The following is a 23,607-nucleotide window of genomic DNA, read 5'->3' as shown; positions in this document are numbered from 1 at the left end:
CAGGGCCGACGCGTCGGCCTGTTCGAGGGGAGCTCCTGCTAGCCGGGCTGCCAGGCCGGCGCGACGTCACGGTGGTAGGACCGGCCGGCGAGCTTGCTGAGCAGGAAGGTCACCGGCGTCGGGATCGCGGAGCGAAGGTAGGCCCGCTCCGCGTCGGGCATGCCGTCCTGGACCCAGGCCATGAACCGACCCGACTCGGTGAGGGAGGCAGGGCGCAGCTGCTTCTCGACGGCCTTCCACTCGGGCGTCTCGAGGTGCGGCAGCAGGAGCGGCTCGAGGTCGTTCTCCTCGTGGTGCAGGTGCCGCTCGACGACCTCGTGCGCCGTCAGGATCGCCTCCCTCGCGGCGTGCGCGTCGCCGGCGCTCCCGGTCGAGGCGTAGGTGTCCATCGCCGTCTGCGCCCCGGCCAGGGCGTCGGCCATGGCCTGGTGCTCCGTCTCCATGACCTCGACCAGCTCGGTGGCACCTTCCACCGTCGCCAGGAAGGGGAAGACGTGGGTGTCCTCGCCCTCGTGGTGGTGCTTGAGCTGGTCGTGGAGGTTGGCGTAGGCCACCTGCAGCTGCCGGGCCCGTGCCCGGTCGCCGTCGGGCGCGGTGGCGAGGGCGGACTCGAGCCGACCGAGGTCGCGGCGCACCGCCGCGTGGATGACGCGGTTCATCGTCATGGGACCTGCCATGCTCGAGACCATAACCATCCGGACCACGGGCGTGGGCCCGAACGGCCCGCTCACGTCCTTGCCCCCGGCACCCGCGGCGAGGGCCCGGACGGCCGTGGGCGACCGGAGTGGCCTCCGCGAATGCCACCGTGGCGTGCCATGGGTCCTCGATACTGGGTGGCATGGGCACCGAGACGTCCGGCACGGACGACCTGACGCGTCGCGTCGATGAGCTCAGCGCCCAGCTGGCCCTGGCCCGCGCGGACATCGACCTGCTGCTCGAGAGCAGCGGCCGGACCGGTCTCCGACTGGATGCGAATGAGGTCGAGGCGGGCCGGACTCGGGGACAAGCGGATTCGGATCGTGAGCGCATCAAGCTCCTCGAGGACCGGGCCGTCCTCGACCGTGAGCTCCTGGCCGAGATCAGGCGTGAGGGCGTGCTGCTGGAGGGCGAGAACCGGAGCCTGCACGAGGCGCTGCAGGCGGCGCGCGCCATCGGTGCCGCCGTGGGAATCGTCATGGCGCTGCGCGGGATCCGCGAGGTCGAGGCCTTCGGAGTCCTGCGTGTCGCGAGCCAGGCGCGCAACCGCACGCTCCGCGCGGTCGCAGACGACGTGGTCGCCTCGGGGGACCTGAGCTCGTTGCCCGAGATCTGACCTGCCGGCACCGCCACGCGACGTCCCTCACCCACGGTTCCGACGCCGTTCACCCGGCCGTACGGAGGAGTCTTCCCGGCTCCGTACCGTGCCGGGCCATGAGAGCTCATCGAGTCGCAACCGCAGCCCTCGCGCTGGCTGGTCTGTCCCTGGTCGTCTCCGGTCCCGCGCAGGCGACGTCGCCCACCCCGGGCCCCGGCGTCCTTCCCCAGAAGACCCAGTTCGACCTGCAGGCCCACCGAGGCGGCATCGGCATGACCACCGAGGAGTCGATCCCCGGCTTCGCCAAGGCCCTCCGGCTCGGCGTCAGCACGCTGGAGCTGGACACGCACCTCACCAAGGACGACAAGGTCGTCGTCAACCACGACCGCCAGATCAGCGCGCAGAAGTGCAGGGACACCGGCCCGGCCTTCCCCGGCGACCCGATGTACCCGTACGTCGGCAGGTACATCAAGGACCTGACGCTCGCCGAGATCAAGACGATGGACTGCGGCTACCAGCAGCTGCCCGGCTTCCCCCAGCAGGAGCAGGTCAAGGGCTGGCGCATGGCCGAGCTCAAGGACGTCCTCAACCTGGTGAAGGACTACCGCGCCAACCAGGTGACGCTGAACATCGAGACCAAGGTCGAGGCGGGGGCGCCGGACCAGACCGCGCCGCGTGAGCAGTTCGTGCGCCGGGTGTACGAGGAGATCCACGCGTCGGGCATCGAGCGCCAGGTCACGATCCAGTCCTTCGACTGGGGTGCGCTGCAGCAGATGCACCGGCTGGCGCCTGCCTGGCCCCTCGTCGCCCTGACCAACCACGACTTCCTCGAGGTCGGCAAGCCGGGTGCGTCGCCGTGGCTGGGTGGCATCGACGCCGACGACTACGACGGCGACGTGGTCAGGGCGGCCGCGGCGGCCGTGCCGGGCCTGGCGGCGATCTCGCCGAACTACGGCTTCCCGCAGAACGGGAAGGTCGGCGACCCCGGCTTCCGGTTCTACCCGGACGCCCGAATGGTGAGCGAGGCGCACCAGCGCGGGCTGAAGGTCATCCCGTGGACGTGCGACGACGACGCGACCGTCGAGGCGCTGATGGACATGGGCGTCGACGGCGTCATCACCAACTACCCCAACCACGTCCGCGACATCATGGCCCAGCGGGGCATGCGACTGCCGAAGGCCTACCCCGCACCGTGACGCGTCGATGCGGGAAGCGCGTCCGGCCTCCTCGGCCGGACGCGTTTGGGCCCGGTGGGAACGGGCACGTACGGGTATGCGCCTTCGCGACCACCACAAGGGAGACCTGGCCCTGGCGGCCCTGACCGTGGCCGCCGGCGCGGCGGCCGTCGTCAACGAGGCGGCTCGCTGGGCGGCCCGGCATCGCCGCCGACGCCATGCGGCCCGGCAGGTACGGCGCTCCTCGCCGACGTAGCCGCCCTTCGACGCTTCTTGCCCACGTCGGCGGCTGGGCTGCGGCACCATTCGGAGTAGGGGAGTCGGCCGCCGGTCCCGTCGGCCGTCCGTCTTCCTGCGGGTTTCCGGATGTGGTCGAGGGATCGGGAGCGGCGTGGACTTCAACGAGGCGATCGAGCTGGCCGGCAAAGGCATCGACGTGGCCGGGGTGGGCGTCCTCGTCGTCGGCGCCCTGCTGGCGGCGGTGCGCGCGGCCCAGGGCGTCAGGGCTCACCAGCCCGGTGTCTACCGGCGGTTCCGTCAGCAGCTCGGCCGCACCATCCTGCTCGGTCTCGAGCTGCTCGTGGCCGCCGACATCATCCGCACCGTCGCCGTGACCCCGACCCTGGACAGCGTCCTGGTCCTGGCGCTCATCGTGGCGATCCGGACGTTCCTCAGCTTCTCCCTCGAGCTCGAGATCACCGGCCGGTGGCCGTGGCAGAAGAGTCCGGACGGTCCCGGCGCGGACTAGCCGGGCCGTCTCGTCCGGAAGGTTTGCGACCATGGGACGGTGAACGACTGGGTCACCACAGCGACCGGCCTGCTGCGCGACCATCCCGCGGTCACCAGCATCGAGTTCGCCGGCTCGCGCTCACGCGGGACCAACGCGGAGCTGTCCGACTGGGACTTCGCCGTCGAGACCTCGGACTTCGCCGCGCTCGCCCGCGACCTGCCGGCCCTCGTCGAACCGCTGCACCCGCTGAGCCGGCAGTGGGAGCCGATGGGCCACTTCCCGGTCTACCAGGTGCTGCTGCCCGGCCTGACGAAGATCGAGTACCTCTTCCTGGGCCTGACGCAGGAGCCGCTCCCGGCGCGTGCACCGACGCCGGAGACGCTGGCGGCTGTCGACACGCACTTCTGGGACTGGATCTGGTGGATCACGACCAAGGCGGCGCTCGGGCTCGACAACGTGGTTGCGGACCACCTCTCGCAGCTGCACGCCCATCTCCTCGGGCCCATGGGCGTGGAAGAGGTGCCACCGACCATCGACGCCGCGGTCCGGGCGTTCGTCACCCGGCGCGACGCGTTGGAGCGGGAATACGGGGTGTCGGTCGACCGAGCCCTCGAGGACGAGGTGCGCCGCGGGATCCACCGCGTGCTCGGCGGTCGGTGACGCCAGCCTCGTGGGCTGCTCACTCCTGCGGTGCCGCCGTGACCGTGATCGTCGCGGGCGAGTCCGGCCGGAGCGGCTGGGGCGCGACGTCCGCCGCGAAGCGGGCCCGGGCCGCGGCGTCCACCCAGAAGACCCGCCGGGGCCTGCGGGGCACCGTGGGCCGCCAAGGGTTGCCGGTGCGTTCGAGACCCCCGCCGAGCATGTCGAACATCGCGCTCTCGGGGACCTCGAGCGCCAGCTCCGCCCGGACGGCCCCGACCGCGTCCCGAGCCAGCGACGCGTACTCACGGTCGTCGATCTTCCTGGTGCGCAGGTCGTCGACGACCAGGTAGGCGCAGAAAGCCAGGAAGAGGATGAAGGCGACGTTCCCGACCCAGCTCCTCCAGAACATCCCGACAGCGCCGAGGACCACCACCGTCGCCAGGCCTCCCCGGAGGACGAGCCGGTAGCCGCGCTCGCGCCACGGGTCCAGGCGCGCGAGATCGGGCACGCGGACCTCGACCGTGCCGATGAGACGCCCCGTCGGGTCCTGGCCCGGCTCCAGCGGACGCAGCGTCGTGGCCTCGATGACGCCATCGGGTCGCAGTCGCCCACCGACGGCGATGGCGGCGCCCGCCCCGAGACCGACGTCGTCGACCTGCTCCGCGTGCCTCGCCGGCACGAACACCCGCGCGGCCTCGGTGCGGGGCTGCCGTCCGGACTGCAGCCAGAACACGATCCCGAGCTCGCCGTCGAGCTCGGTCTGCTCGGGCGGCGCGGTGACGATGCCTTCGTCGGCCCACGGGGTGCTCACCGCTGGATCATGACAGGCCCCCGGCGCGTCGACCACGCACGACGCGCGCCGTCCGAGGAGTCCCATCCACCCGCTGTTCTTGTGCCGCAGCCCGATCCGTGGCGTGATCCCTGGGGTGCCTGCGCCCGCACGGGGCTCGCGAGGTGTTCGATGGGACGGTGGCGAACGTCTCCGACCGGCTGATGGCCCGAATCCACCGTGACTTCGGACCCCGACACGTGGACGCGGTCGTGGCCCGTCTCGGGAGCATCCCGGAGTCCCTGCCCCTCGGGGGCCGCCAGGACCCTGAGCGGCTGCAGGCCGCGCTGGTGCTCCCGGCCCACGGGAGCTTCGAGGCCTTCCTCGACCTCGTCGACCTGGCCGAGAAGGACTGGCGCGACCTGCTCGTCGGGGCCGGCCTGGCCGGCGCCGACTGGGCAGAGCGCCTGGACGACGCGCTCGGTGGGGGCTGACCTTCCAACGGCGCGCCTCCCGCGGGACCGGCCGAGGACTCGTCCGTCGGTCGCGACCGGGCTCGCGTCGTTCCACGGTGTGGCACGATCTCCCGGTGCTGCGACTCACGGACGTCATCATCGACTGCCCGGACACGATGGAGCTGGCGGGCTTCTACTCGGAGGTGACGGGCCTGCCGGTGAAGCCCGGCAGCGACCGCCACTGGGCCGGCATCCGGCTCGGTGACCTCGAGCTGGCCTTCACCCGCGTGGAGGACTACCGCGCACCGCAGTGGCCCGACGGCCAGCATCCCAAGCAGTTCCACCTCGACTTCGAGGTCGATGACATGGACGTGGAGCAGAGCCGCGTGCTGGCCCTGGGAGCCACGCTGCGCCAGGACTCCGTCGGACCCGACGGCTTCGGCTGGCGCGTCTACGTCGACCCCGTCGGTCACCCGTTCTGCCTGTGCCGCAACAAGGGAGTCACCTGGACCGACCGCGGCCCCACCTGGCCCAGCGCCGGCTGAGGCAGGCACCCGACGACGCATGCCGGGGGAGTGCCGACCTGTCCGGGTCGCGCGAGAACGCCCCCTCTGTGGGTGGTTTCAGGGTTGTGGCCGGACCGGCTCGGAGGCGAACAGGTTGAGGCCCAGCCGCTCGGACAGGAACTTCGTGACGAGCTGGCCGCGCACGCTGTTTCCGGCTGGGTCCAGGGGTGGCGAGAACGTGGCCAGGCCACCCTTGCCGGGAGACACGGTGACCACGCCTCCGCTGACGCCGCTCTTGCCGGGCATGCCGATCTCGTACAGCCAGTCCCCGGACAGCTCGTAGAGGCCCGCGGTCGCCATCACGGCGAGGACGCGTCGGCACACGCCTCGGGCGATGACGGTCTCCTGCGTCTGCGGGTTGACGCCGCCGTTGGCCAGGGTCGCCGCCATCACGGCGAGGTCGTGGACGGTCACCTCGACCGAGCACTGGCGGGTGTAGGCCTCGGTGGCCCGGTCGGGGTCGAAGTACAGGCGGCCGTAGCTGTGCAGCAGGTGCGCGATGCCCTGGTTGCGCATGTTCGACGCGGACTCGGAGGCATACACCTCCTCGCTCACGCTCAGCTCACGGCCCGCGAAGCGCGAGAGGCCCTCCCGGATCCGCTCGAACTTCTCCTCCGCGGTCGTGCCCGGCACGAGGCTCGTGGTGGCGATCGCCCCGGCGTTGACGAGCGGGTTCATCGTCCGGTCGTCGTTGAGCTCCACGGCCATGAGCGAGTTGAAGGGGAACCCGGTGCTGTTGACACCGAGCCGTCGGCGCGCCGCGTCGTAGCCGACCGCGTCGCACACCAGGGCGAAGACGAACGGCTTCGAGACGCTCTGGATCGAGAAGTGCGTGTCCACGTCGCCGATCTCGAAGGAGCGCCCCCGGGCGCCGACCACGCAGATCCCGAACCAGTCGGGTGACGCCTCGGCGAGCACGGGGATGTAGTCGGCGACCTGGCCCTCCGTCGTGGCGCGGTAGCGCTGGTAGGCCTCGGTTACGAGCCGCTCGACCTCCTCGGCCTGCGGTAGCTCGCCGGTCGAGACCCGCGGCGGTGTCGTCGCCTCGTCGAAGGGAAGCCGCTGGTGCATCGACAGCTGGGTCATGAGGTCCCGCCCTTCGGCGTCGTCGTGCTGTCGACGGTAGTCCGGGCGTGGGAGCGCCGAGGTGGGATCGCGAAGGTGGGATCGCGAGGGTGGGATCGCGAGGGTGGGATCGGCGGTGGCCCGGCGCTGCTCCCGCTCAGGCGTCGACGTCGCCCGTCGGGCGCCACGGCTCGTGCTGGTGCGCCAGCCAGACCTCGTCGGGGTCCAGGCCCCGGACCAGCCGTTGGCCCTCGGTGCGCGGGTCGTCGAGCTCGTCGAAGAAGACGGCCGTGTCACCCGCGATGACGATGGTGCGGCCGGCGGCTTCGACGACGACGACCTGCGAGCCGCGGGTGTGGCCGGGCGTCGGGACGAGGCGGACCCCAGGCAGCAGCTCGTGCGGGCCGTCGACGGGCACGTACTGCACGCCTGGCGCGTCGACCCACTCGCGGATCGTGTAGTCGTCCTGCCTCCGGGCGTCGTCGAGCTCCTGGCGTTGGACGTACACCGGTTTGCCGGTGAAGAGGTGGTTGCCGCCGCAGTGGTCGAAGTGCAGGTGCGTGTTGACGACGACGTCGACCCCGGCCAGGTCGAAGTCGGCCTGCTCGCTCAACGGCGTCAGGAGCGGATCCATGTCCTCGACCGCCGGGTGCCGCTGCGTCAGGCCGGTGTCGACGAGCACGCGGGCACCGGGGTGCTCGATGACGTGCACGTAGACGGGCATCCGGTCGCCGTCGGCGAGCAGCTCGGCCACGAGGACCGGCGTGACGGTCGGCGTGGAGGCTTCGCGTCGCGGCGTCGCACCCTGGTCGGTCCCTGAGTCACCCATGCCCGAGAGTCTGGCGCAGGCTGCCGGCTCGTGGTGCCCGAGCGACGCGTCATCGCGGTTCGCCGTAGAGTTCGAGAGGTCGGTTGCCGTCGAGAGGATCGCGCCATGGACCGTGCCGGCCAGGTGGATGAGGCGACGTGGGCCGCCCTGCAGCACAGCCAGATCATCGACCTGACGACGACCGGTCGACGCACCGGCAGGCCTCGACGCATCGAGATCTTCCTGCACCACGACGACGACCGGCTCTTCGTCACCGGGATGCCACGGGCGGACCGGAAGCGTGACTGGCTCTACAACATCGAGGCCGACCCGCACATCGTGGTCCACCTGAAGCAGTCCCTCGTCGCCGACGTGCCGGCCACGGCGCGGGTCGTGACCGACCCGGGCGAGCGCAGGCCGTTCATCGAGGCGGCGGCGCGGCGATGGCGGCGCACGGACGTCGCGGAGATGATGCGGCACAGCCCGCTCGTCGTGCTGTCCTTCGACGCCCCCGGTGACCACGCGCCGGAGCGCTGACACCGGTCCGGTCGCAGGTCAGCCCTGCAGCGCGCTCTCGAGGGCGCTGCGGATCGTCGCCGGCCAGTCCGCCTCCCGGGCGACGGTCACCAGCCGGGAGGCCGACGACAGCCCGAGCAGTCGGCTCTGCGCCTGCTGCAGGGCCGTGTTCACCTTCTTCGTGTCGACGGAGGCCGGCCACTGCGGTTCGAGCGGTGCGACGAGGTCGTAGAGCGGTGTGGACGCCGGCGGGAGCCTGAGGTAGGCGTCCCACGACCTGGGGTCGAGGCTCTCACGGTTGGTCGTCGGGTCGTTGAAGCGGTCGAGGTCGGCCTGCAGGTTGCTCAGCGGGAGGTCGCCCGCGTCCTTCGGGGGCAGCAGCCGGGCCAGCGCCCCGCGGGGTCCCATGAACCCGGGAGGTGCCGCATTGACGAGCACGACGGCGCGGGCGTCCTTCTCGTGTCGACTGATCCAGGTCAGCGCGATCGGTGCGCCCACCCCGTCGCCGACCACGACGAGCGGACGCGTGAGCCCGAGCTTCGAGATGACGCGGTCGAGGTCGTCGGCCAGGGACTCGAAGGTCTGCGTGCTCGGCGCGGAGTCGCTGCGGCCGACGCCGAGCCGGTCGTAGAGGCACACCTGCGCGTGCGGTGCCAGGTTCGAGATGTAGGGGCCGGTGTCGTCCATGGACCGCCCGTAGTCGGCCACGAGGACGACCGCGGGCCCGGTGCCGTCACACCGGGCGTGGACGTGCCGGCCGCCGACGACGAGATCACGCTCTGGGCCGGGCGTCGAGGTGGCTCCTGGCGTCGTGGCCGTCGCCGTGCCCGCCGCCGAGCCCGAGGCGGCGGACGTCCTCGACGCGACCGGGACGGTGCCGGCGGTGCAGCCGGCGAGGCCGAGCCCGAGGGCCAGGCCGACGGCGGCGCTGATGCAGGGGTTGGGGTGAGGCCTGGGCCGGCCGGTCGTGGTCGTCATCGAGAGCTCCTTGCGGGTGCCGGACCACCTGCGGTGGTCCATCTCGACGATGCCGGCCCGTCACGCGTCCGTCTGTGCTCGCGCCGACACAGAGTGCCGACGCGTCACGCCGCGCGGCACCCGGCAGGACCGTAGGGTCCGGGCGCCGCGTGCGGGTCAGCGCCGGCGCGCGATGGTCAGGCCGTCGAAGGCCGTGAGGACCACGGCCTCCACGCGGTCGTCGGCGGCCACGACGTCGTTGAAGGCGCGCAGGGCGGTGGTGTCGGCGTCGGTGGCGTCCGGGTCGGTGATCCGACCGCTCCACAGCACGTTGTCCGCGAGCAGCAGGCCGCCGGGGCGCACCCGCGGCACCAGCTCCTCCCAGTACCCGGTGTACGAGGGCTTGTCCGCGTCGATGAACACGAGGTCGATGTCGGCGGTGGCCGGCAGGGCGTGCAGGGTGTCGAGCGCCGGAGCGATCCGCAGGTCGATCCGGTCGGCGAGTCCGGCTGCGGCCCAGGCCTGCCGGCCGATGTCGGTCCATTCGGCGCTGACGTCGCAGCACAGCAGCGAGCCGCCCTCGGCGAGCCCGCGGGCGATGCACAGGCTCGAGTAGCCGGTGAACGTTCCCACCTCGACCGCCCGGCGGGCGTCGACCAGCCGGGTGAGCATCGTGAGCAGCTGGCCCTGGTCGTCGCCGATCTGCATGCCTGCCGGGTCCCCGAGACCGGCAGTCTCCGACTGCAGGTCACGAACCACGGCGTCGGGGCGCCACGTCCCGTGCGCGACGGCGTAGGAGCGAACCTGGTCGGTCACCGGAAAGCTGCGCATCCTCGGACGCTACGCCTCGCGCCGGGCGCTGCGGGCCGATCCGGGGAACCCCCGGACATCCACCCCGCCCGGCCCTCAATCGACCGGTTGTGCTGACGGGGACCGGTACCACCCCACAGACTTCAAGCATGGGTCTCACGACCACACCCGAGAGCGACCTGTGAACGTCGTCTGGGGCCTGCTCATCGTCGTCGCCTTCACGGCGGTGACGGTGACCGTCATGCTGCTCGTGCGCCGCACGGCCCCGGTCGGCGGCTACTTCAGCGACGGCGACCGCGCGGCAGGCGTGTTCGGCGTCCTCGCGACCGGCTTCTCGGTGCTCCTCGGCTTCATCATCTTCCTCGCGTTCCAGTCCTACGACGGCTCGCGGGCGGGGGCGGCGACGGAGGCGACGATCGTCGCCGAGATGACCCAGACCGCCCAGTTCATGCCCGCCGACGTCTCCGGGCCGCTGACGGGCCAGCTCGTCTGCTACGCGCGGTCGGTCGCGGGCTCCGAGTGGGACGCGGTGGACGCCGGCACGCTCGGCGAGGCGGTCAACCCCTGGGGCGCTCGCATGTTCCTGACGATCAAGGGCGTCCAGCCGAAGACGGCGACCGAGCAGTCGGCCTACGACCGGTGGATGGACCAGACCACCCAGCGGCAGGAGGCGCGCGACGCCCGCCTGCACTCCGCGTCGGGGATCATCCCCGTACCGCTGTGGATCGGCCTCGGCCTGCTCAGCCTGGCCCTCTTCGGCTTCATGCTCTTCTTCGCCGACAGCGGCGAACGAGCCCTCACGCAGGGCGTGCTCATGGGCACCGTGACGATGGTCATCACGGTGCTCATGCTGCTCGTCGTGTTCTTCAACCACCCGTACGGCTCCGGGATCGGCACCCTGCGACCCACGTCGATGCAGCGCACCCTCACCCTCATGGACACCCAGCTGCACGTCGTCGGCATCACGGTGGACCCACCGTGCGACGCACGCGGCGTCGCTAGCTGACCACGGGGCGCTCGGGCGGGCTGGTCACGAGGATCACGACGCTCACCATGAGCACCCACGCCGGGAAGATGAGCTGCACCCACTTGTGCTCGCCGGCGGCCACCATGAGGCCCAGCGCGACGACGTAGCCGCTGTAGGCCACCCAGCGGGGCAGCGCTGCGGTACGGATGCCGACGGTGCTGACCGACAGGGTGAAGACCGCGGCCATCCGCAGCGCGTAGACCGAGATGAGGCCCTGCGTGGTGACGCGGCCGTAGTCGAACAGCTCGGTGTTCGGGGTCTGCACGGCGACGAGCGACATCACCGTGCTCGTCGTGACCGAGCCGACGAAGAGCATGGCGAGGAAGAGCAGGCCGCTGCCGAGGAAGACGGTCGAGAAGAGGCGGTCCTCGACGTCGCCGAGCTGGTCGCGGACGACGCCGATGAACCAGAGGAACGCGATGCCCGCGAACGGGACGAGGTTGAGGCTCAGCCCGATGAGGGCGCGCCTGGACGGGTCGGACTGCAGCGCGGCGATGGTCGTGTCCGCGAGGGCCAGGCGCACCATCGTGAGCGCCGCCAGCAGCAGGATGCCGAAGACGATCCCGGCCACGGCGGCGGACCGCCGGCCCCGCCAGAACCGCGCCGTCAACCTGCGAGGAGCCGTTGCCCGACTCATGATCCGAGGTTAGTTGACGACGGCCACGCTCCGAGGCCGATGCGCAGACACGCGCGCCCGGGCCGGATGCCGGCGGCGCGCCCGCGGCCCTCGGACGGTTGTCAGTGGCGTCGTGCGGGCAGGCGCAGGGCGGCACGGCGTCGGCGCAGGGCGCCGATGACACGGCGCTGCTGCTGCAGCAGCAGGCGTCGCTCCGGGTTGGCCACGAGGCGGCCGCGGAAGGTCACGAGGTTCGGCACGGATCGCAGGCGCTCCTCGGTGGTGGCCAGTGCGCCGATGAGCTCTCGGATGCTCATCTCGGCCACGCGCGAGGCGTGGTCGTCGACACGGGTGGGGAGGGCCATGGCGTGCGACATGCGGTGCTCCAATGCCGTTCGGTGCCGTGCGACGCATGACGGAGTCGACGTCGCCGGCGCGCGTCAGACCGCGATCTGGCGCCTTCGTGCAGGTCGTGCTCGGGACCGTACGGTCCCCGGACGCGGCGTGGCAGGGACCTTGGTCCCGGGCCACGCGCACCGCCGGGCCCACCGCCGGGCCCACCGCCGGGCCCACCGCCGGGCCCACCGCCGGGCCCACCGCCGGGCCCACCGCCGGGCCCACCGCCGGGCCCGGCGCCGCCGGTGCGGCCGTCAGCGCCCGAGCTCGGCCGCCACCGTTCCCGCGGCGACAGCGCTGGACAGCTCGCCGTGGTCGTGGGCGTTGCGTCGGGCGTAGGCACGGGCGAAACCGACGAGCGCCCGCTCGAACTCGTCGCCGTCGCCGAGGTAGGCGGAGATGGCGACGCGGTCGCCCGACCTGGCGTGGGCCCGGGCCAGCGTCCAGGCGCAGAGGATCCCGAGCATCTCGAGGCTCTTGGCGTCGATGGCCTCGAGGTCGAAGGAGCCCTTCCAGTCCCGGAACTGCCGCAGGTAGTAGTCGTGGGAGTCCCCGTCGACGCCGACGACGCGCTGCCAGCCGAGGAACATGTCGCTGCTGGCCTGCATGAGCCGCTGCCCCTCGACGACGCGCTGGCCCTGGTTGGCCGGCCCGGGCGCGGGGGAGTACGGCTCCAGCACGGAGGCGACCGCCTCCTTGGCCTGGAGCACGAGCGGTTGGGCGTCGCCGTCGAGCAGGAGCAGCACCCAGGCTCGGGTGCCGACGCTGCCGACGCCGACCGCTTTGCGCGCGATGTCGACGAGCCGGTAGCGGCTGACGAGCAGCCGCCGGTCCCGCTGCAGGGTGGACTGGTACTCGGTCAGCAGGTTGCCGGCCCACTGCGCGATGTCCGCCGCATCGACCGGCACGAGGTCGCGCAGCGGCACGAGCAGCGGTGGGTCGCTGATGAACCGCACCGCGTCACCGGCGCTGTCGGTGAGCTTGACGAGGGCCGAGCTGGCGTCGCGCCGCAGCGAGGCGCGCGCGACGCGGTCCGCCGCCCGCCACGCCGGCTTCGACACGTACTCGCGCAGCCGGGGCAGCCCGGGCTGGATCTCCATCCGCGAGTACCAGACGTCGAGCATCGGCAGCGCCGCGAAGGCGGCCATGCTCATCCGGTACGAGCGCACCATCGCAGTGACGAGCCGCTCGCGGCGCGCCCGCTTCCAGCCCCGGTGGCGTCCGGCGATCTCGAGGCTGGCCGCGAGTCGCTTGACGTCCCACTCGAACGGTCCCGGCCACGTCTCGTCGAAGTCGTTGAGGTCGAACAGGTGGCGCCGCTCGGCCGAGCCGAACATGCCGAAGTTCGACACGTGGGCGTCGCCGCACAGCTGCACTAGGAGCCCGCTCGAGGGCGTCGAGCCGAGGTCGGCCGCCATGAGGCCGGCAGCGCCGCGGTAGAAGGTGAACGGGTTGGCGAGCATGCGGCCGTACCGGATCGGCACGAGCTCGGGGATGCGCGTCGTGGCCTGCGCCTCGAGCAGGGCCACGGCGTCGCGGTCGTCGGGGCCCTCCGCCCCGCCCGGCACGTCGGCGTGGGAGGCGAGCGGTGCCCGTTCGCGAGCCTGCTCGGCGCGCGTCAGTGCCTCGTCGCGGTCGATCGGCCCGGTCGCGAGCGGGTCCGGGGCCAGGAGGTCAGGTGCCGGGCCCACCACGGGGCCACTCGCGGTCACGTCGGTGTCCTCACGTCGATGTCCTTTCGTCGGTGTCCTCTCGGGCCCGGGCTCAGGCCAGGGCCTTGGTCTTCAGGGCGTCGAACTCCGCGGCGCTGATGGTGCCGGCGTCGAGCAGCTCCTTGGCGCGGGCGATCTGGTCAGCGGGGGAGGGGCCGCCGGCGGCGACGCTCCGGATGTAGTCGTCCTGCGCGGAACGGACGGCGCGCGCGTCGCGCGATGCCCGCTCCGTCATCGACCGGCCACGCACGATGAGGTAGACGATCGCGGTGATGAAGGTGAAGAAGATGAGGCACGCCACCCAGACCGCCTTCATCCAGCCGGACACCTCGGGGTCGCGGAACAGGTCCACGACGATCGAGAAGAGGACCATGAGATAGGTCGCGAAGGCGAAGAACACGATGATGAACCAGATGATGTCCCAGAACGACATGGCGAGCCTTTCCTTCGGCCGCGCCGACCTTTCCGGGCTGTGCGACCGGTCCGGTCGACGCTGAGGGGTTGCTACCCAGCCCTTCGATCATCGCCCTCCGCGGGGCGCCCCACGCCGTTTCGGCCGATCACCCCGTTCGGTCACCCCGTTCGGTCACCCCGTTCGGTCACCCCGTTCGGTCACCCCGTTCGGTCACCCCGTTCGATCACCCCGTCCGGTCACCCCGTCCGGTCACCCGGCCGGCCGTGTGGGCGGCGCACGACGGGACGACCGTGACGGGGCACGACGCGTGGTCGAGCACCGTGGCGCCGACCGAGCCCGACGCGACGCGCTCGAGCGGCCCGAGCCGCCGCGAGCCGAGGACGAGCAGGCCCGAGCGCCGCGAGTCGTCCTCGAGCGCGGGCGCTGCCGGGGTGCCCGGGGTGAGCAGCTCCACCGCGAGGTCGGGGGCGACGCGCCGGGCCTGCCCCGCAGCCTCCAGCGTCGCCGCCCGGGCCAGGTCCTGCCGGGCGCGCGCGCCCTCGTGGACCGGGCGGACGCCGAGGTGGGACAGCCCCAGGGCTCCCTGGCCGGGCTGGGCCCAGGCCGAGACGATCCGCAGCGGGACCGCCCACCGGGCCGCGAGGTCGGCGGCCAGCCGTACGGCGGCCGGAGACGGTTCGAGGTAGTCGACCCCCACCGTGACGGGGCGCCGGTGGTCCGGGTCGTCCACGGTGCCTCGCACGACGGTCACGGGACAGTGCGCGTGCCGGGCCACCGTCGAGGACACCGAGCCGAGCAGCGCCGTGCCGAGCGCCCCGTGGCCGCGGTTGCCCACGACGACCATCTGCGCCCGCTCCGAGGCGCGGACGAACGCCGGCGCCGCCTCGCCGACCACCGAGGTGACCTCGACGGCGTCGTCGGCGAGGACCTTCGCGGCCATCAGTCTCGCCTCCTCGAGGACCGACTCGGGCACCGGGTGCCGTCGGCCCGGGACGACCGACGACGACAGGCCGATCGGCGCCGCCATGCCCTCGGGCACGGGCGGGAGCGCGGTCAGAACCTCCAGCCGGCACGAGCGGCTCGCCGCCGCCCGGGCCGCCCACTCGAGCGCGGTCCCGGCCGAGGTGGACCCGTCGTAGCCCACGATGATCGGCGGTGCTCCGGTCGGCGTCGACGCCTGCGCGTGCATGTGATCCTCCTCGGTGGCAGGGGGAGGGGCGCCGCGCTCGGGCGGGCGCCCACGCCCCCACTGTCGGGCCCGCGCGCCGCCTGGGACCGGGCCGTAGGTCCTTGGTCCCGGCCGGGTGTGACCGAGTCGGCGCAGGATCAGGACATGACCCAGGAACTGACCGACACCGACCACGCCCTCAAGCTGCGCGTCACCGAGCAGCTGCGGCTCGCGCCCGAGTTCGACGCCGACCACGTCGGGGTCGCGGTCACCCACGGGACGCTCGTGATCGCCGGCGAGGTCGAGTCCGAGCACGAGAAGGAGGCCGTCCTCCGGGCTGCCTTCCGCGTGGAGGGTTTGCGCGCGATCGCCGACGAGCTGGTCGTGCGGCGTCGACCGGGTGGCTACGAGGACGTCGACATCGTCAGGGCGGCGGGTCAGGCGCTGGCGGCCAACGCGACGATCCCCGAGGGTGCGGTGCGCTTCACCGTCCACGACGGCCGGGTGCTGCTGACCGGCTGCCTCAGCTCGACCGAGCAGCGCATCGCGGTGGACGGCGCGATCCGGGCCACCCCGGGCGTCACCGCCGTGCTCAACCTCCTCGACATCGAGCCGTACACGTCACCGACCGCCGACGAGGCCGCCGGGCAGATCCTCTCCGCCCTCGTCAGGGACGCTCAGGAGACGGCCGCGGGCATCCGGGTCGAGGCGGAGGGCACGGTCCTCGTGCTGACCGGCACGGTGCGCTGCGCCCACGACCTGCGCCGGGTGGCCCAGGTGGCCTCCGGCATCGCCGGCGTCACCGCGGTGCGCAACCGGCTGACCGTCGAGCCCTGACGCGACGCCTCCGGAGCCGCCACACCTCGTCGACGCCCCAGACCACGAAGGGCAGCGGGAGCAGGGCGGCCAGCTGCCACGGCTCGGGGACCGCCGTGCCGAAGACCCGCTGCAGCGGCGCCCAGGCCACGATCGCGGCGGCGAACGCGATCTCGAAGAGAAAACCCCACCAGAGCAGTCGGTTGGTGAACAGCCCCACCTCGCGCAGCGAGGCGTGCTGGGTCCGTGCGGCCGTGGCCGAGCCGACCTGGCAGGCGACGATCCCGAGGAAGGTCATGGTCGTGGCCTGCTGCCAGACGTGCTGGAGCGGACCGGTGCCGACGTCGTCCCCCGGCCGCCAGCCGCCCGACAGCAGGGTTGCGAGGTAGAGGGTCAGCACGAGGGCCGCGGAGACGCCGCCGAGCAGGCCCCACGCGCGTCCGAGCATGGGTGGGTCGATGACCCCGTGGCTGCGACGCCGGGGCGGGGCGTCCATGAGCCCGGGCTCGGGTGGCTCGCGTCCGAGCGCGAGGGCGGGCAGCGTCTCGGTCCCGAGGTCGATCGCGAGGATCTGCATCACGGTGAGGGGCAACGGGATCCGTCCGCCGGAGAGCGCGTACGCGAGGAACGGCACGACCTCCGGTGTCGCGTGGGCGAAGATGTAGACGATGAACTTGCGGACGTTGTCGTAGATCTGGCGACCGGCACGGACGGCGGCCACGATCGTGGCGAAGTTGTCGTCGGTGAGCACCATCGTCGCGGCCTCACGGGCCACGTCGGTGCCGGACCGGCCCATGGCCACGCCGATGTCCGCGCGCCTCAGCGCGGGAGCGTCGTTGACGCCGTCGCCCGTCATCGCGACCACGTGGCCCTGGGCGCGGAGGGCGTCGGCGATGCGCAGCTTCGCCTCGGGCGAGCTGCGGGCGAACACCAGCTCGCGGCTGCGGGCCAGCAGGTCCTCGAGCTCGCCGTCGGACAGCCGGTCGAGCTCGGCCCCCGTGACGATCGGCGTCGCGTCGTCGCCGATCCCGACGCGGCGTGCGACCCCACGCGCCGTGAGGCCGTGGTCGCCGGTGACGATGATGAGCCGCAGCCCCGCCCGGTGGCACGACGCCACGGCGTCGGGGACCTCGGGGCGTGCGGTGTCGCTCATGGCGACGAGGCCGAGCAGCACCAGGTCGCGTTCCACCTCCTCCCGGTCGAGGGGGCCGGAGGCCCTCTGCGGGAGCGGACGGGTCGCGACGGCCAGCACCCGCAGCCCCTCGGCCGCCCAGTCCTGCACGAGCGCCGCGACGTGGTGCGCGTCCGCGGCGCCCAGGGGAGCGTCCCGGTGGTCGCCGGTCGCGATGCGGGTGCATCGGGGGAGCACCTCCTCCGGAGCCCCCTTGGTGTGCACCACGGCCCGACCGTCGACGACGTCGATCGTCGACATCCGGCGCAGGAACGGGTCGAAGCGGTACACCGGCCGGTCGGCGTCGTGCACCGGCGGCCCGAGGGCGGCCCTCGGCCCCAGCCGCAGGAGCGCGACCTCGGTCGGGTCTCCCGACTCGTGGTCCGCGTCCTCGGGCGACCACTCCGCGAGCGTGCACGCCGTGGCGGCCGCCACCAGCCGGCGCCCGACGCCGTCGGACCGGGTGAGCCCGGGGTGCGCGTCCGTGGTCACGGGGTCCAGGCGGACCTCGCCGTCCAGGGTCCAGCAGCGCACCACGCGCATCCGGTTCAGGGTGAGTGTGCCGGTCTTGTCGGTGCAGATCACCGTGGTCGATCCCAGGGTCTCCACGGCGGAGATGCGCTTGACCAGGGCCCCCTGCCGGGCCAGCGACCGCACACCGAGGGCGAGTGCCAGGGTGATCGTCGGGAGCAGCCCCTCGGGGACGTTGGCCACGAGCAGGCCGATGGCGAACTGCGTCGTGTCCTGCAGCGAGAGGCCGGCCACGAGCGTGCCGAGCGGGATGAACGCGAGGCCCATGGCGAGGGCGACGACGCCGATGAGCCGGGCGACGTGCTTGACCTGCCGCTCCAGCGGGCTCTGCTCGCGCCGCACGTGCTGCGACAGGGCGGCGATGCGTCCCAGCTCGGTGTGCATCCCGGTGGCGAAGACCACGGCCGTGCCCTCGCCGGACAGGCACGACGTGCCGCTGAACAGCAGGTCCGGTGCCTCGAGGAGCGGGACGTCGTGTCGACCCTCAGGTGCGCGGAGCACCGGCAGGGACTCCCCGGTGAGCATCGACAGGTCGACCTCGACCGAGCCGGAGAGCACCCGCGCGTCGGCAGGGACCTGTTCTCCCTCACCGATCTGGATGACGTCCCCGGGCACGATGCCGGTCGCGTCCACGCGCTCGGCGCGACCGTCGCGCAGCACCCGCGACTGCAGCGGCAGGTAGGCGGTCAGGGCCTCGACGGCCCGGACCGCCTGCTGCTCCTGGGCGAACGCGAAACCCGCGTTCACGAGGATGACGACGACGATCGCCCCCGCGAGGGGCGCGCTGCCGTCGAGCCACGCCAGCGCCGCGGCGGCCCACAGCAGCAGGGCCAGCGGGTGCGTCAGCTGGCCGAGCAGCTCTCGCGCCCAAGACCGCTCGGAGTGCCCGCTCAGCGAGTTCGGCCCGACCACCTGGAGCCGTCGGGCGGCCTCCCGGCTGCGCAGGCCGAGCCGGGACGTCTTGAGGTCGCGCAGCGCCCGCTCGGCAGGCTCCCGGGGATCCAGGTCCGCGGGGCCGCCGGGCGCACCCTCCGTCCGGGGTGTGCTCACGCGCGGGGGGAGGCCGCCGGTGCCGGGGCGCCGGTGACGCTCAGGTCGCCCGCACCCTCACGTCGTGCTCCCCGGTGAGCGTCTCGATGTCCCCCTCGGCGACCGCGATCAGCTGGTCGGCCAGGTGGCGCAGGGCGCGGGCCACGGCGATCTCGTCGCCGATCTCGGGGACCGGTTGGTCGTGCGTGCCGCGCGTGCTCTCGCCCCGCGCGGTGAGGTGGGCCGGGGAGTCCGACAGGAGAACGACGTTCGCGTGGGTCTCGTCGTCGCTCTCGAAGATCGTGACGCGCACGTGCCAGTCGTGGACGCGTGGCCGACGCGTGGGCTCGGTCCGCTCCGCGGAGGCCCCGGCTGCCGTCGGGGCCGGTCCGGCGACGGGCTCGGGGCGCTCGGGCTGCTCGGGCTGCTCGGCGTGCTCGGCCCCGACGCTGAGGACGGCTCCGGGCCCCGGGTAGAACAACCCGGTGTGACCGTCGCTCCACCGGATGAGGAAGGGCGGCGTGCCGCCGGGTCCCCGGGTCTCGAGGACCTCTCCGTCACGCACGGGCGCATCCACCGTCACGGGTGCGAGCACGATGCGGTCGCCTTCGTTGGCCTTCATGGCAGCCTCCTGGCGCCCCGACTGCAGCGGGGCCGTGGACTCGGGGGTGGTGGTGCTGGTGGTGGTGCCAGCGTCGGTGCGGGTGCCTGCCGCGGGTAGAGGCGCAGGTCCCGTGTCGGCGTGAGCGGGTCGCCCGGGTGCTCACCCGTGCACGACGCGGATCGGGACCTTCGCGCGTCGCACGGCGGCGCGGCTGACCGACCCGAGCACCATCCGGCGGAAGCCGCCGAGGCTGCGGCTGCCGACCACGAGCAGACCCGCGCCTTCGCACGCGTCGATGAGGGCGGCCGCCGGCTGGGTCTCGACGACCTGCCGCCGGCCGGTGCGGCCAGGGTGCAGGGCGGCCAGCCGGGTGGCTGTCGCCTCGAGGGACAGGCGTCCCGCGCCCTCGAAGTAGGTCGGCTCCTGGACCGGGCCCTCGATGCCCTCCCGGGGGTCGAACCACTCGCTGCGCCGGCCGCCCCAGGCCTGCACGAGGATGAGCACGGCTCCTCGTTCGGCGGCGATCTGGGCGGCCCGGCGCGCGGCCCGGTCGGCGCCGTCGCTGCCGTCGACCCCGACGACGACCGGATGGTCCGGACCGACCAGCACCGGCTCTCCCGGCGGCACGACCACGACGTCGCACCGGGCGTGCATCGAGACGGCCAGCGCGACCGACCCGGTGGCGTACTCGCGCGCCCGGCCCTGCTGGCGGTGCCCGACGACGACCAGGCCGGCGTCCGCGGACTCGCGCACGAGCGCGACGGGGGCGTAGCCCGGGATGACGACGGACTCGAGGCGCGAGTCGTCGAGCACCGTCGCGGCGCGCCGGCGACCGTCGGCGACGACGTCGTCGGCCCGGTGGTTGCCGCGAGGGGGGACCGCGCCGGCCCCCGGTGCCCCGTAGGACAGGGGAACCCAGGGCTCGGCGGTCACGACCCTGAGCGCGACACCCCGGACGGCGGCCTCGTGGGCGGCCCAGTCGACCGCGGACCCGGCGCCCGTGCTGCCGTCGAACCCGACGACGATGTCGGTGCTCATGGCAGCCGCTCCCCGGTGAGGCGGACGGTGCGTGACATCACGGCCCCGATCAGCGAGCCGGTGCAGATGCCGAGCGCCAGGTTGATCGCGGCCGTCGCGACCTGGCTCGAGACCGCGGTGTCGAAGGCGAACGGGGCCGCCACCCCGCACACCGTCGCGAGGCCCACGATCCACGCGAAGAACGTCCGAGGTCTCGGCGTGGTCAGCAGGAGGCCGTGCGCCAGGCCCGTGGCGACGAGCGCCAGGACGAAGGCGGTGACGGCGTAGTCGACCGCGAACGAGTGGGCGAGGTCGAGCAGCAGGGCCGGCCGCACGAGCCGCACGTCGAGGACGTCCTGGCAGATGAGGACGCCGGCCACGGCCAGGAGCGCGGCCACGCACGCCGTGGCCACGCCGCCTCCCCAGAGTCGACCGGCGTCCACCGAGACCCGGGTCCCCGGTGGCGGGCTCGAGACGTTCGAACCGGTCATGGGGGTCACCCCCTCGCACGTCCCCCGACGGGTCCGGCTGACCCGTCGACCGGGCACCAGCGTGCGTCACCCGCCTCGGCGGCACATCCGTCGGGACGGATGATCTGGCCCGTCCCGACGCGTTCGGCCCGGTCGGGTCAGGAGCGGGTGTCGAGCTCGGCCGCGACGGCCGCGGCCGCCTCTCGCAGCGGGCCGACCGCCTTGTCGATGACGGCGTCGCCCATCCGGGGCTGCGGCCCCGAGATGGACAGGGCGAGACGGTGGTCGCCGGGCACGGCCACGGCCACGCACCGCACGCCGAGCTCCTGCTCCTCGTTGTCGAGCGCGTAGCCGCGCTGCCGGGTCAGGCCGAGCTCGTCGATGAAGGCGTCGGGGCTGGTGATGGTGTGTACGGTGCGCGTGCCCATGCCGGTGCGCGCGAGCAGGGCCCGCACCGAGGCGTCGTCGTCGTGGGCGAGGATCGCCTTGCCGACCGCGGTGGTGTGCGGGTCGACGCGCCGGCCGACCTCGGTGAACATCCGCATCGAGTTCTGCGAGGGCATGACCTGGCCGACGTAGACGATCTGGTCGCCGTCGAGCATCGCGAGGTTGACCGACTCGCCGACCTGGGCGACGACGTGCTCGAGGTGGGGCCGGGCCCACGACGCGAGACGCCGCGAGGTCAGCTCACCGAGGCGGATGAGCCGCGGACCGAGGGAGTACTGGCGAGAGGGCTCCTGGCGCACGTAGCCGAGGTCGACGAGGGTGCGCACCAGGCGGTGGATCGTCGGCAGGGGCAGCCGCGTGTCCGACGCCAGCTGCGAGAGGCTGATGACACCGCCGGCGTCGGCGATCGTCTCGAGGATCGTGAACGCGCGGTCGAGCGACTGCACGCCGCCGGACGCCTTGGCGCCGCGGACCCCGTCCGCGGACGACGACGCGCTGGACCGGGTGCTCGAGGAGGTCCCGGAGATCGACGTGCGTGCCGGCATGGAATGCCTCTCGGGTTGGTGTCTCACGAGGAGAGGTGCTGTTTGTGAGAAATGATTTCCGTATGATGAAATCATAGCGAGCGGATCGCCCGAGTCGGGGACCTCGCTCGGCCCAAGTCTTGCAGGACACCCGGCACCGTCGCCGACGCGGCCCGCTGCGTGTCCCCGTCCCACGGAGGAGCACGCATGCCAGCCACCACGTCGTTCACGATCTCCGGCCCTGACGTCGACCGGCAGGAGGAGGTCCTGACCGCCGAGGCGCTCGCATTCGTGGCGGACCTGCACCAGCGCTTCGCCGCCCGGCGCGACGAGCTGCTCGAGGCGCGCTCGCGCCGCCGCGCCGAGATCGCCGGGGGCGCCGCCCTCGACTTCCGGCCCGAGACGGCCGACGTGCGCGCGTCGGAGTGGACCGTGCCCCCGCCGGCGCCCGGCCTCGAGGACCGCCGGGTCGAGATCACCGGACCCACCGACCGCAAGATGTCGATCAACGCGCTCAACTCCGGTGCGAAGGTGTGGCTCGCCGACCTCGAGGACGCCAACACCCCCCACTGGGCCAACGTCGTCGGCGGCCAGGTCAACCTCCGCGACGCCGTGCGCGGCACCATCGCCTTCACCGACCCCGCCGGCAAGGAGTACGCCCTCCGCGACCCGGCCTCGACCCCGGTCATCGTCCCCCGCCCGAGGGGCTGGCACCTCGACGAGGCCCACCTGCTGCTCGACGGCCGCCCGGCTGTCGGCGGCCTCGTCGACTTCGGTCTCTTCGCGTTCCACAACGCCCGCGAGCTCGTCGACCGCGGGCGCGGGCCCTACTTCTACCTGCCCAAGACCGAGTCGCACCTCGAGGCGCGGCTCTGGAACGACGTCTTCACGCACGCCGAGCAGGTGCTCGGACTCGAGCCCGGCACGATCCGGGCCACCGTGCTCATCGAGACGATCACCGCCGCCTTCGAGATGGACGAGATCCTCTGGGAGCTGCGCGAGCACGCCGCGGGCCTCAACGCCGGCCGCTGGGACTACCTCTTCTCGGTCATCAAGAACTTCCGCGACGCCGGTCCGTCGTTCACGCTGCCCGACCGCAACGACGTGACGATGAACGCGCCGATGATGAAGGCCTACAGCGACCTCCTCGTCGCGACCTGCCACCGGCGCGGGGCGATGGCCATCGGCGGCATGGCGGCGTTCATCCCGAGCCGTCGCGACGCAGAGGCCAACGAGCGCGCCTTCGCCAAGGTCCGCGAGGACAAGTCGCGCGAGGCTGCGGCCGGGTTCGACGGGTCGTGGGTCGCCCACCCGGACCTCGTGCCGCTCTGCGCCGAGATCTTCACCGAGACGCTGGGGGAGCGGCCCAACCAGCTCGACCGGCAGCGTCCCGACGTGTCGGTCACGGCGGCCGACCTGCTCGACGTCGCCTCGACGCCCGGCTCGCGCACCCTCGACGGCCTCCGCGGCAACGTCGCGGTCGGCATCCAGTACGTGCACGCGTGGCTCTCGGGCAACGGTGCGGCGGGGATCAACAACCTCATGGAGGACGCCGCCACCGCCGAGATCTCCCGCTCCCAGGTGTGGCAGTGGGTGCACAACGACGTGACGCTCGGCTCGGGCGAGACGGTGACGCGCGCCCTCGTCGAGGACGTCGTCGAGCAGGAGTACGCGGGGCTGCGCGGACGCGTCGGGTCCGACGTGTTCGACGCGGACCCGTTGTGGGACAGAGCCCGTCGGCTCTTCGTCGAGTCGGCCCTGGCCGACGACTTCCCCGACTTCCTCACCCTGCCGGCCTACGAGGCGCTGCTCGCCGACGAGCGGTCCTGACGGGCGGTCCTGACGGGCGACGCGGCACGCACCGGGCCCGGTCCTGT

Annotated in this window: 26 protein-coding genes; 10 read left to right on the top strand and 16 right to left on the bottom strand. The window is 72.9% G+C overall.

The features are described 5' to 3' along the window. Window positions 1–38: 38 nt before the first annotated feature. Window positions 39–677, bottom strand: a complete 639-nt coding sequence (locus tag BIV28_RS07810) for a hemerythrin domain-containing protein (RefSeq protein ID WP_207555843.1) — start codon at window positions 675–677, stop codon at window positions 39–41. Window positions 678–838: 161 nt separating this feature from the next. Here BIV28_RS07810 and BIV28_RS07805 point away from each other — a divergent pair, with 161 nt between their 5' ends. The 4 genes from BIV28_RS07805 to BIV28_RS07790 all read left to right on the top strand — a co-directional run bounded on the left by BIV28_RS07805 (window position 839) and on the right by BIV28_RS07790 (window position 3,859). Continuing rightward, a complete protein-coding gene (locus BIV28_RS07805; RefSeq protein WP_076260758.1) occupies window positions 839–1,312 on the top strand; it encodes an ANTAR domain-containing protein in 474 nt (157 codons plus the stop codon). A 98-nt stretch (window positions 1,313–1,410) separates the two neighbouring features. After that, on the top strand, window positions 1,411–2,490 hold the full coding sequence (locus BIV28_RS07800) for a glycerophosphodiester phosphodiesterase family protein (protein WP_076260757.1): 1,080 nt from the start codon (window positions 1,411–1,413) through the stop codon (window positions 2,488–2,490). Between the two features lie 370 nt (window positions 2,491–2,860). Continuing rightward, window positions 2,861–3,217, top strand: coding sequence for a DUF1622 domain-containing protein (locus BIV28_RS07795; protein ID WP_076260755.1), 357 nt, complete (start codon window positions 2,861–2,863; stop codon window positions 3,215–3,217). A 39-nt stretch (window positions 3,218–3,256) separates the two neighbouring features. Beyond that, a complete protein-coding gene (locus BIV28_RS07790) occupies window positions 3,257–3,859 on the top strand; it encodes a nucleotidyltransferase family protein (protein ID WP_076260754.1) in 603 nt (200 codons plus the stop codon). Between the two features lie 19 nt (window positions 3,860–3,878). On the opposite strand, the gene BIV28_RS07785 is transcribed toward BIV28_RS07790, so the two are convergent. After that, window positions 3,879–4,652, bottom strand: coding sequence for a hypothetical protein (locus BIV28_RS07785; protein WP_076260752.1), 774 nt, complete (start codon window positions 4,650–4,652; stop codon window positions 3,879–3,881). 230 nt (window positions 4,653–4,882) lie between these two features. On the opposite strand from BIV28_RS07785, the gene BIV28_RS07780 reads away from it, so the two are divergent. Next, window positions 4,883–5,104 (top strand): hypothetical protein, encoded by a 222-nt coding sequence (locus tag BIV28_RS07780; RefSeq protein WP_207555842.1) that lies wholly within the window; start codon window positions 4,883–4,885, stop codon window positions 5,102–5,104. 95 nt (window positions 5,105–5,199) lie between these two features. After that, window positions 5,200–5,610: a VOC family protein gene (locus BIV28_RS07775; protein WP_076260751.1), complete on the top strand. Its 411-nt coding sequence runs from the start codon at window positions 5,200–5,202 to the stop codon at window positions 5,608–5,610. Window positions 5,611–5,688: 78 nt separating this feature from the next. Here BIV28_RS07775 and glsA read toward each other — a convergent pair whose 3' ends face one another. Next, on the bottom strand, window positions 5,689–6,717 hold the full coding sequence (glsA, locus tag BIV28_RS07770; RefSeq protein ID WP_083707140.1) for a glutaminase A: 1,029 nt from the start codon (window positions 6,715–6,717) through the stop codon (window positions 5,689–5,691). 136 nt (window positions 6,718–6,853) lie between these two features. After that, a complete protein-coding gene (locus BIV28_RS07765) occupies window positions 6,854–7,525 on the bottom strand; it encodes an MBL fold metallo-hydrolase (RefSeq protein ID WP_076260749.1) in 672 nt (223 codons plus the stop codon). 105 nt (window positions 7,526–7,630) lie between these two features. On the opposite strand from BIV28_RS07765, the gene BIV28_RS07760 reads away from it, so the two are divergent. After that, the gene (locus BIV28_RS07760; RefSeq protein ID WP_076260748.1) at window positions 7,631–8,041 is read left to right on the top strand and encodes a nitroreductase family deazaflavin-dependent oxidoreductase; all 411 of its coding nucleotides are present in this window, start codon (window positions 7,631–7,633) and stop codon (window positions 8,039–8,041) included. Window positions 8,042–8,059: 18 nt separating this feature from the next. Here the strand turns inward: BIV28_RS07760 and BIV28_RS07755 are convergent, their stop codons facing one another. Both BIV28_RS07755 and BIV28_RS07750 read right to left on the bottom strand, forming a co-directional pair. Then, window positions 8,060–8,998, bottom strand: a complete 939-nt coding sequence (locus tag BIV28_RS07755; protein ID WP_207555841.1) for an alpha/beta fold hydrolase — start codon at window positions 8,996–8,998, stop codon at window positions 8,060–8,062. A 156-nt stretch (window positions 8,999–9,154) separates the two neighbouring features. Further along, the gene (locus BIV28_RS07750; RefSeq protein WP_076260745.1) at window positions 9,155–9,808 is read right to left on the bottom strand and encodes an O-methyltransferase; all 654 of its coding nucleotides are present in this window, start codon (window positions 9,806–9,808) and stop codon (window positions 9,155–9,157) included. Between the two features lie 160 nt (window positions 9,809–9,968). On the opposite strand from BIV28_RS07750, the gene BIV28_RS07745 reads away from it, so the two are divergent. Further along, complete coding sequence (locus tag BIV28_RS07745; protein WP_076260743.1) at window positions 9,969–10,793, top strand: bestrophin-like domain; 825 nt, start codon at window positions 9,969–9,971, stop codon at window positions 10,791–10,793. On the opposite strand, the gene BIV28_RS07740 is transcribed toward BIV28_RS07745, so the two are convergent. The 5 genes from BIV28_RS07740 to BIV28_RS07715 all read right to left on the bottom strand — a co-directional run bounded on the left by BIV28_RS07740 (window position 10,786) and on the right by BIV28_RS07715 (window position 15,142). Beyond that, on the bottom strand, window positions 10,786–11,451 hold the full coding sequence (locus tag BIV28_RS07740; RefSeq protein WP_076260742.1) for a hypothetical protein: 666 nt from the start codon (window positions 11,449–11,451) through the stop codon (window positions 10,786–10,788). The two genes, BIV28_RS07745 and BIV28_RS07740, sit on opposite strands and share 8 nt — an antisense overlap. A gap of 101 nt (window positions 11,452–11,552) precedes the next feature. After that, entirely contained in the window at window positions 11,553–11,807 is a 255-nt protein-coding gene (locus BIV28_RS07735) for a hypothetical protein (protein WP_076260740.1), read from the bottom strand. A gap of 273 nt (window positions 11,808–12,080) precedes the next feature. Beyond that, window positions 12,081–13,538, bottom strand: coding sequence for a DUF2252 domain-containing protein (locus BIV28_RS07725; RefSeq protein ID WP_242652832.1), 1,458 nt, complete (start codon window positions 13,536–13,538; stop codon window positions 12,081–12,083). A gap of 52 nt (window positions 13,539–13,590) precedes the next feature. Next, complete coding sequence (locus BIV28_RS07720; protein ID WP_076260738.1) at window positions 13,591–13,971, bottom strand: SHOCT domain-containing protein; 381 nt, start codon at window positions 13,969–13,971, stop codon at window positions 13,591–13,593. Between the two features lie 205 nt (window positions 13,972–14,176). Further along, window positions 14,177–15,142, bottom strand: coding sequence for a universal stress protein (locus tag BIV28_RS07715; RefSeq protein ID WP_076260736.1), 966 nt, complete (start codon window positions 15,140–15,142; stop codon window positions 14,177–14,179). Window positions 15,143–15,286: 144 nt separating this feature from the next. On the opposite strand from BIV28_RS07715, the gene BIV28_RS07710 reads away from it, so the two are divergent. Beyond that, window positions 15,287–15,958 carry a BON domain-containing protein gene (locus BIV28_RS07710; protein WP_076260735.1) on the top strand — a complete coding sequence of 224 codons (672 nt, stop codon included), beginning with the start codon at window positions 15,287–15,289 and terminating at the stop codon, window positions 15,956–15,958. Here BIV28_RS07710 and BIV28_RS07705 read toward each other — a convergent pair. The 5 genes from BIV28_RS07705 to BIV28_RS07685 all read right to left on the bottom strand — a co-directional run bounded on the left by BIV28_RS07705 (window position 15,921) and on the right by BIV28_RS07685 (window position 21,751). Beyond that, window positions 15,921–18,689 (bottom strand): cation-translocating P-type ATPase, encoded by a 2,769-nt coding sequence (locus BIV28_RS07705; RefSeq protein WP_242652830.1) that lies wholly within the window; start codon window positions 18,687–18,689, stop codon window positions 15,921–15,923. The genes BIV28_RS07710 and BIV28_RS07705 overlap by 38 nt on opposite strands. A gap of 40 nt (window positions 18,690–18,729) precedes the next feature. Further along, window positions 18,730–19,290 (bottom strand): dsRBD fold-containing protein, encoded by a 561-nt coding sequence (locus BIV28_RS07700; protein ID WP_076260733.1) that lies wholly within the window; start codon window positions 19,288–19,290, stop codon window positions 18,730–18,732. Between the two features lie 141 nt (window positions 19,291–19,431). Continuing rightward, window positions 19,432–20,310, bottom strand: a complete 879-nt coding sequence (locus BIV28_RS07695; protein WP_076260731.1) for a universal stress protein — start codon at window positions 20,308–20,310, stop codon at window positions 19,432–19,434. After that, entirely contained in the window at window positions 20,307–20,780 is a 474-nt protein-coding gene (locus BIV28_RS07690) for a DUF6069 family protein (RefSeq protein ID WP_076260730.1), read from the bottom strand. The genes BIV28_RS07695 and BIV28_RS07690 overlap by 4 nt, the downstream gene beginning before the upstream one ends. A 137-nt stretch (window positions 20,781–20,917) precedes the next feature. Next, complete coding sequence (locus tag BIV28_RS07685) at window positions 20,918–21,751, bottom strand: IclR family transcriptional regulator (protein WP_076260729.1); 834 nt, start codon at window positions 21,749–21,751, stop codon at window positions 20,918–20,920. A 186-nt stretch (window positions 21,752–21,937) separates the two neighbouring features. Between BIV28_RS07685 and aceB the strand changes: the two genes are divergently transcribed. Beyond that, entirely contained in the window at window positions 21,938–23,560 is a 1,623-nt protein-coding gene (gene aceB / locus BIV28_RS07680) for a malate synthase A (protein ID WP_076260728.1), read from the top strand. Window positions 23,561–23,607 lie beyond the last annotated feature (47 nt).

Source organism: Intrasporangium flavum (assembly GCF_001956915.1).
GTDB lineage: Bacteria > Actinomycetota > Actinomycetes > Actinomycetales > Dermatophilaceae > Monashia > Monashia flava.
Note: the sequence above shows the minus strand (reverse complement) of the source record. Positions and strands in the feature narration are given on the sequence as shown.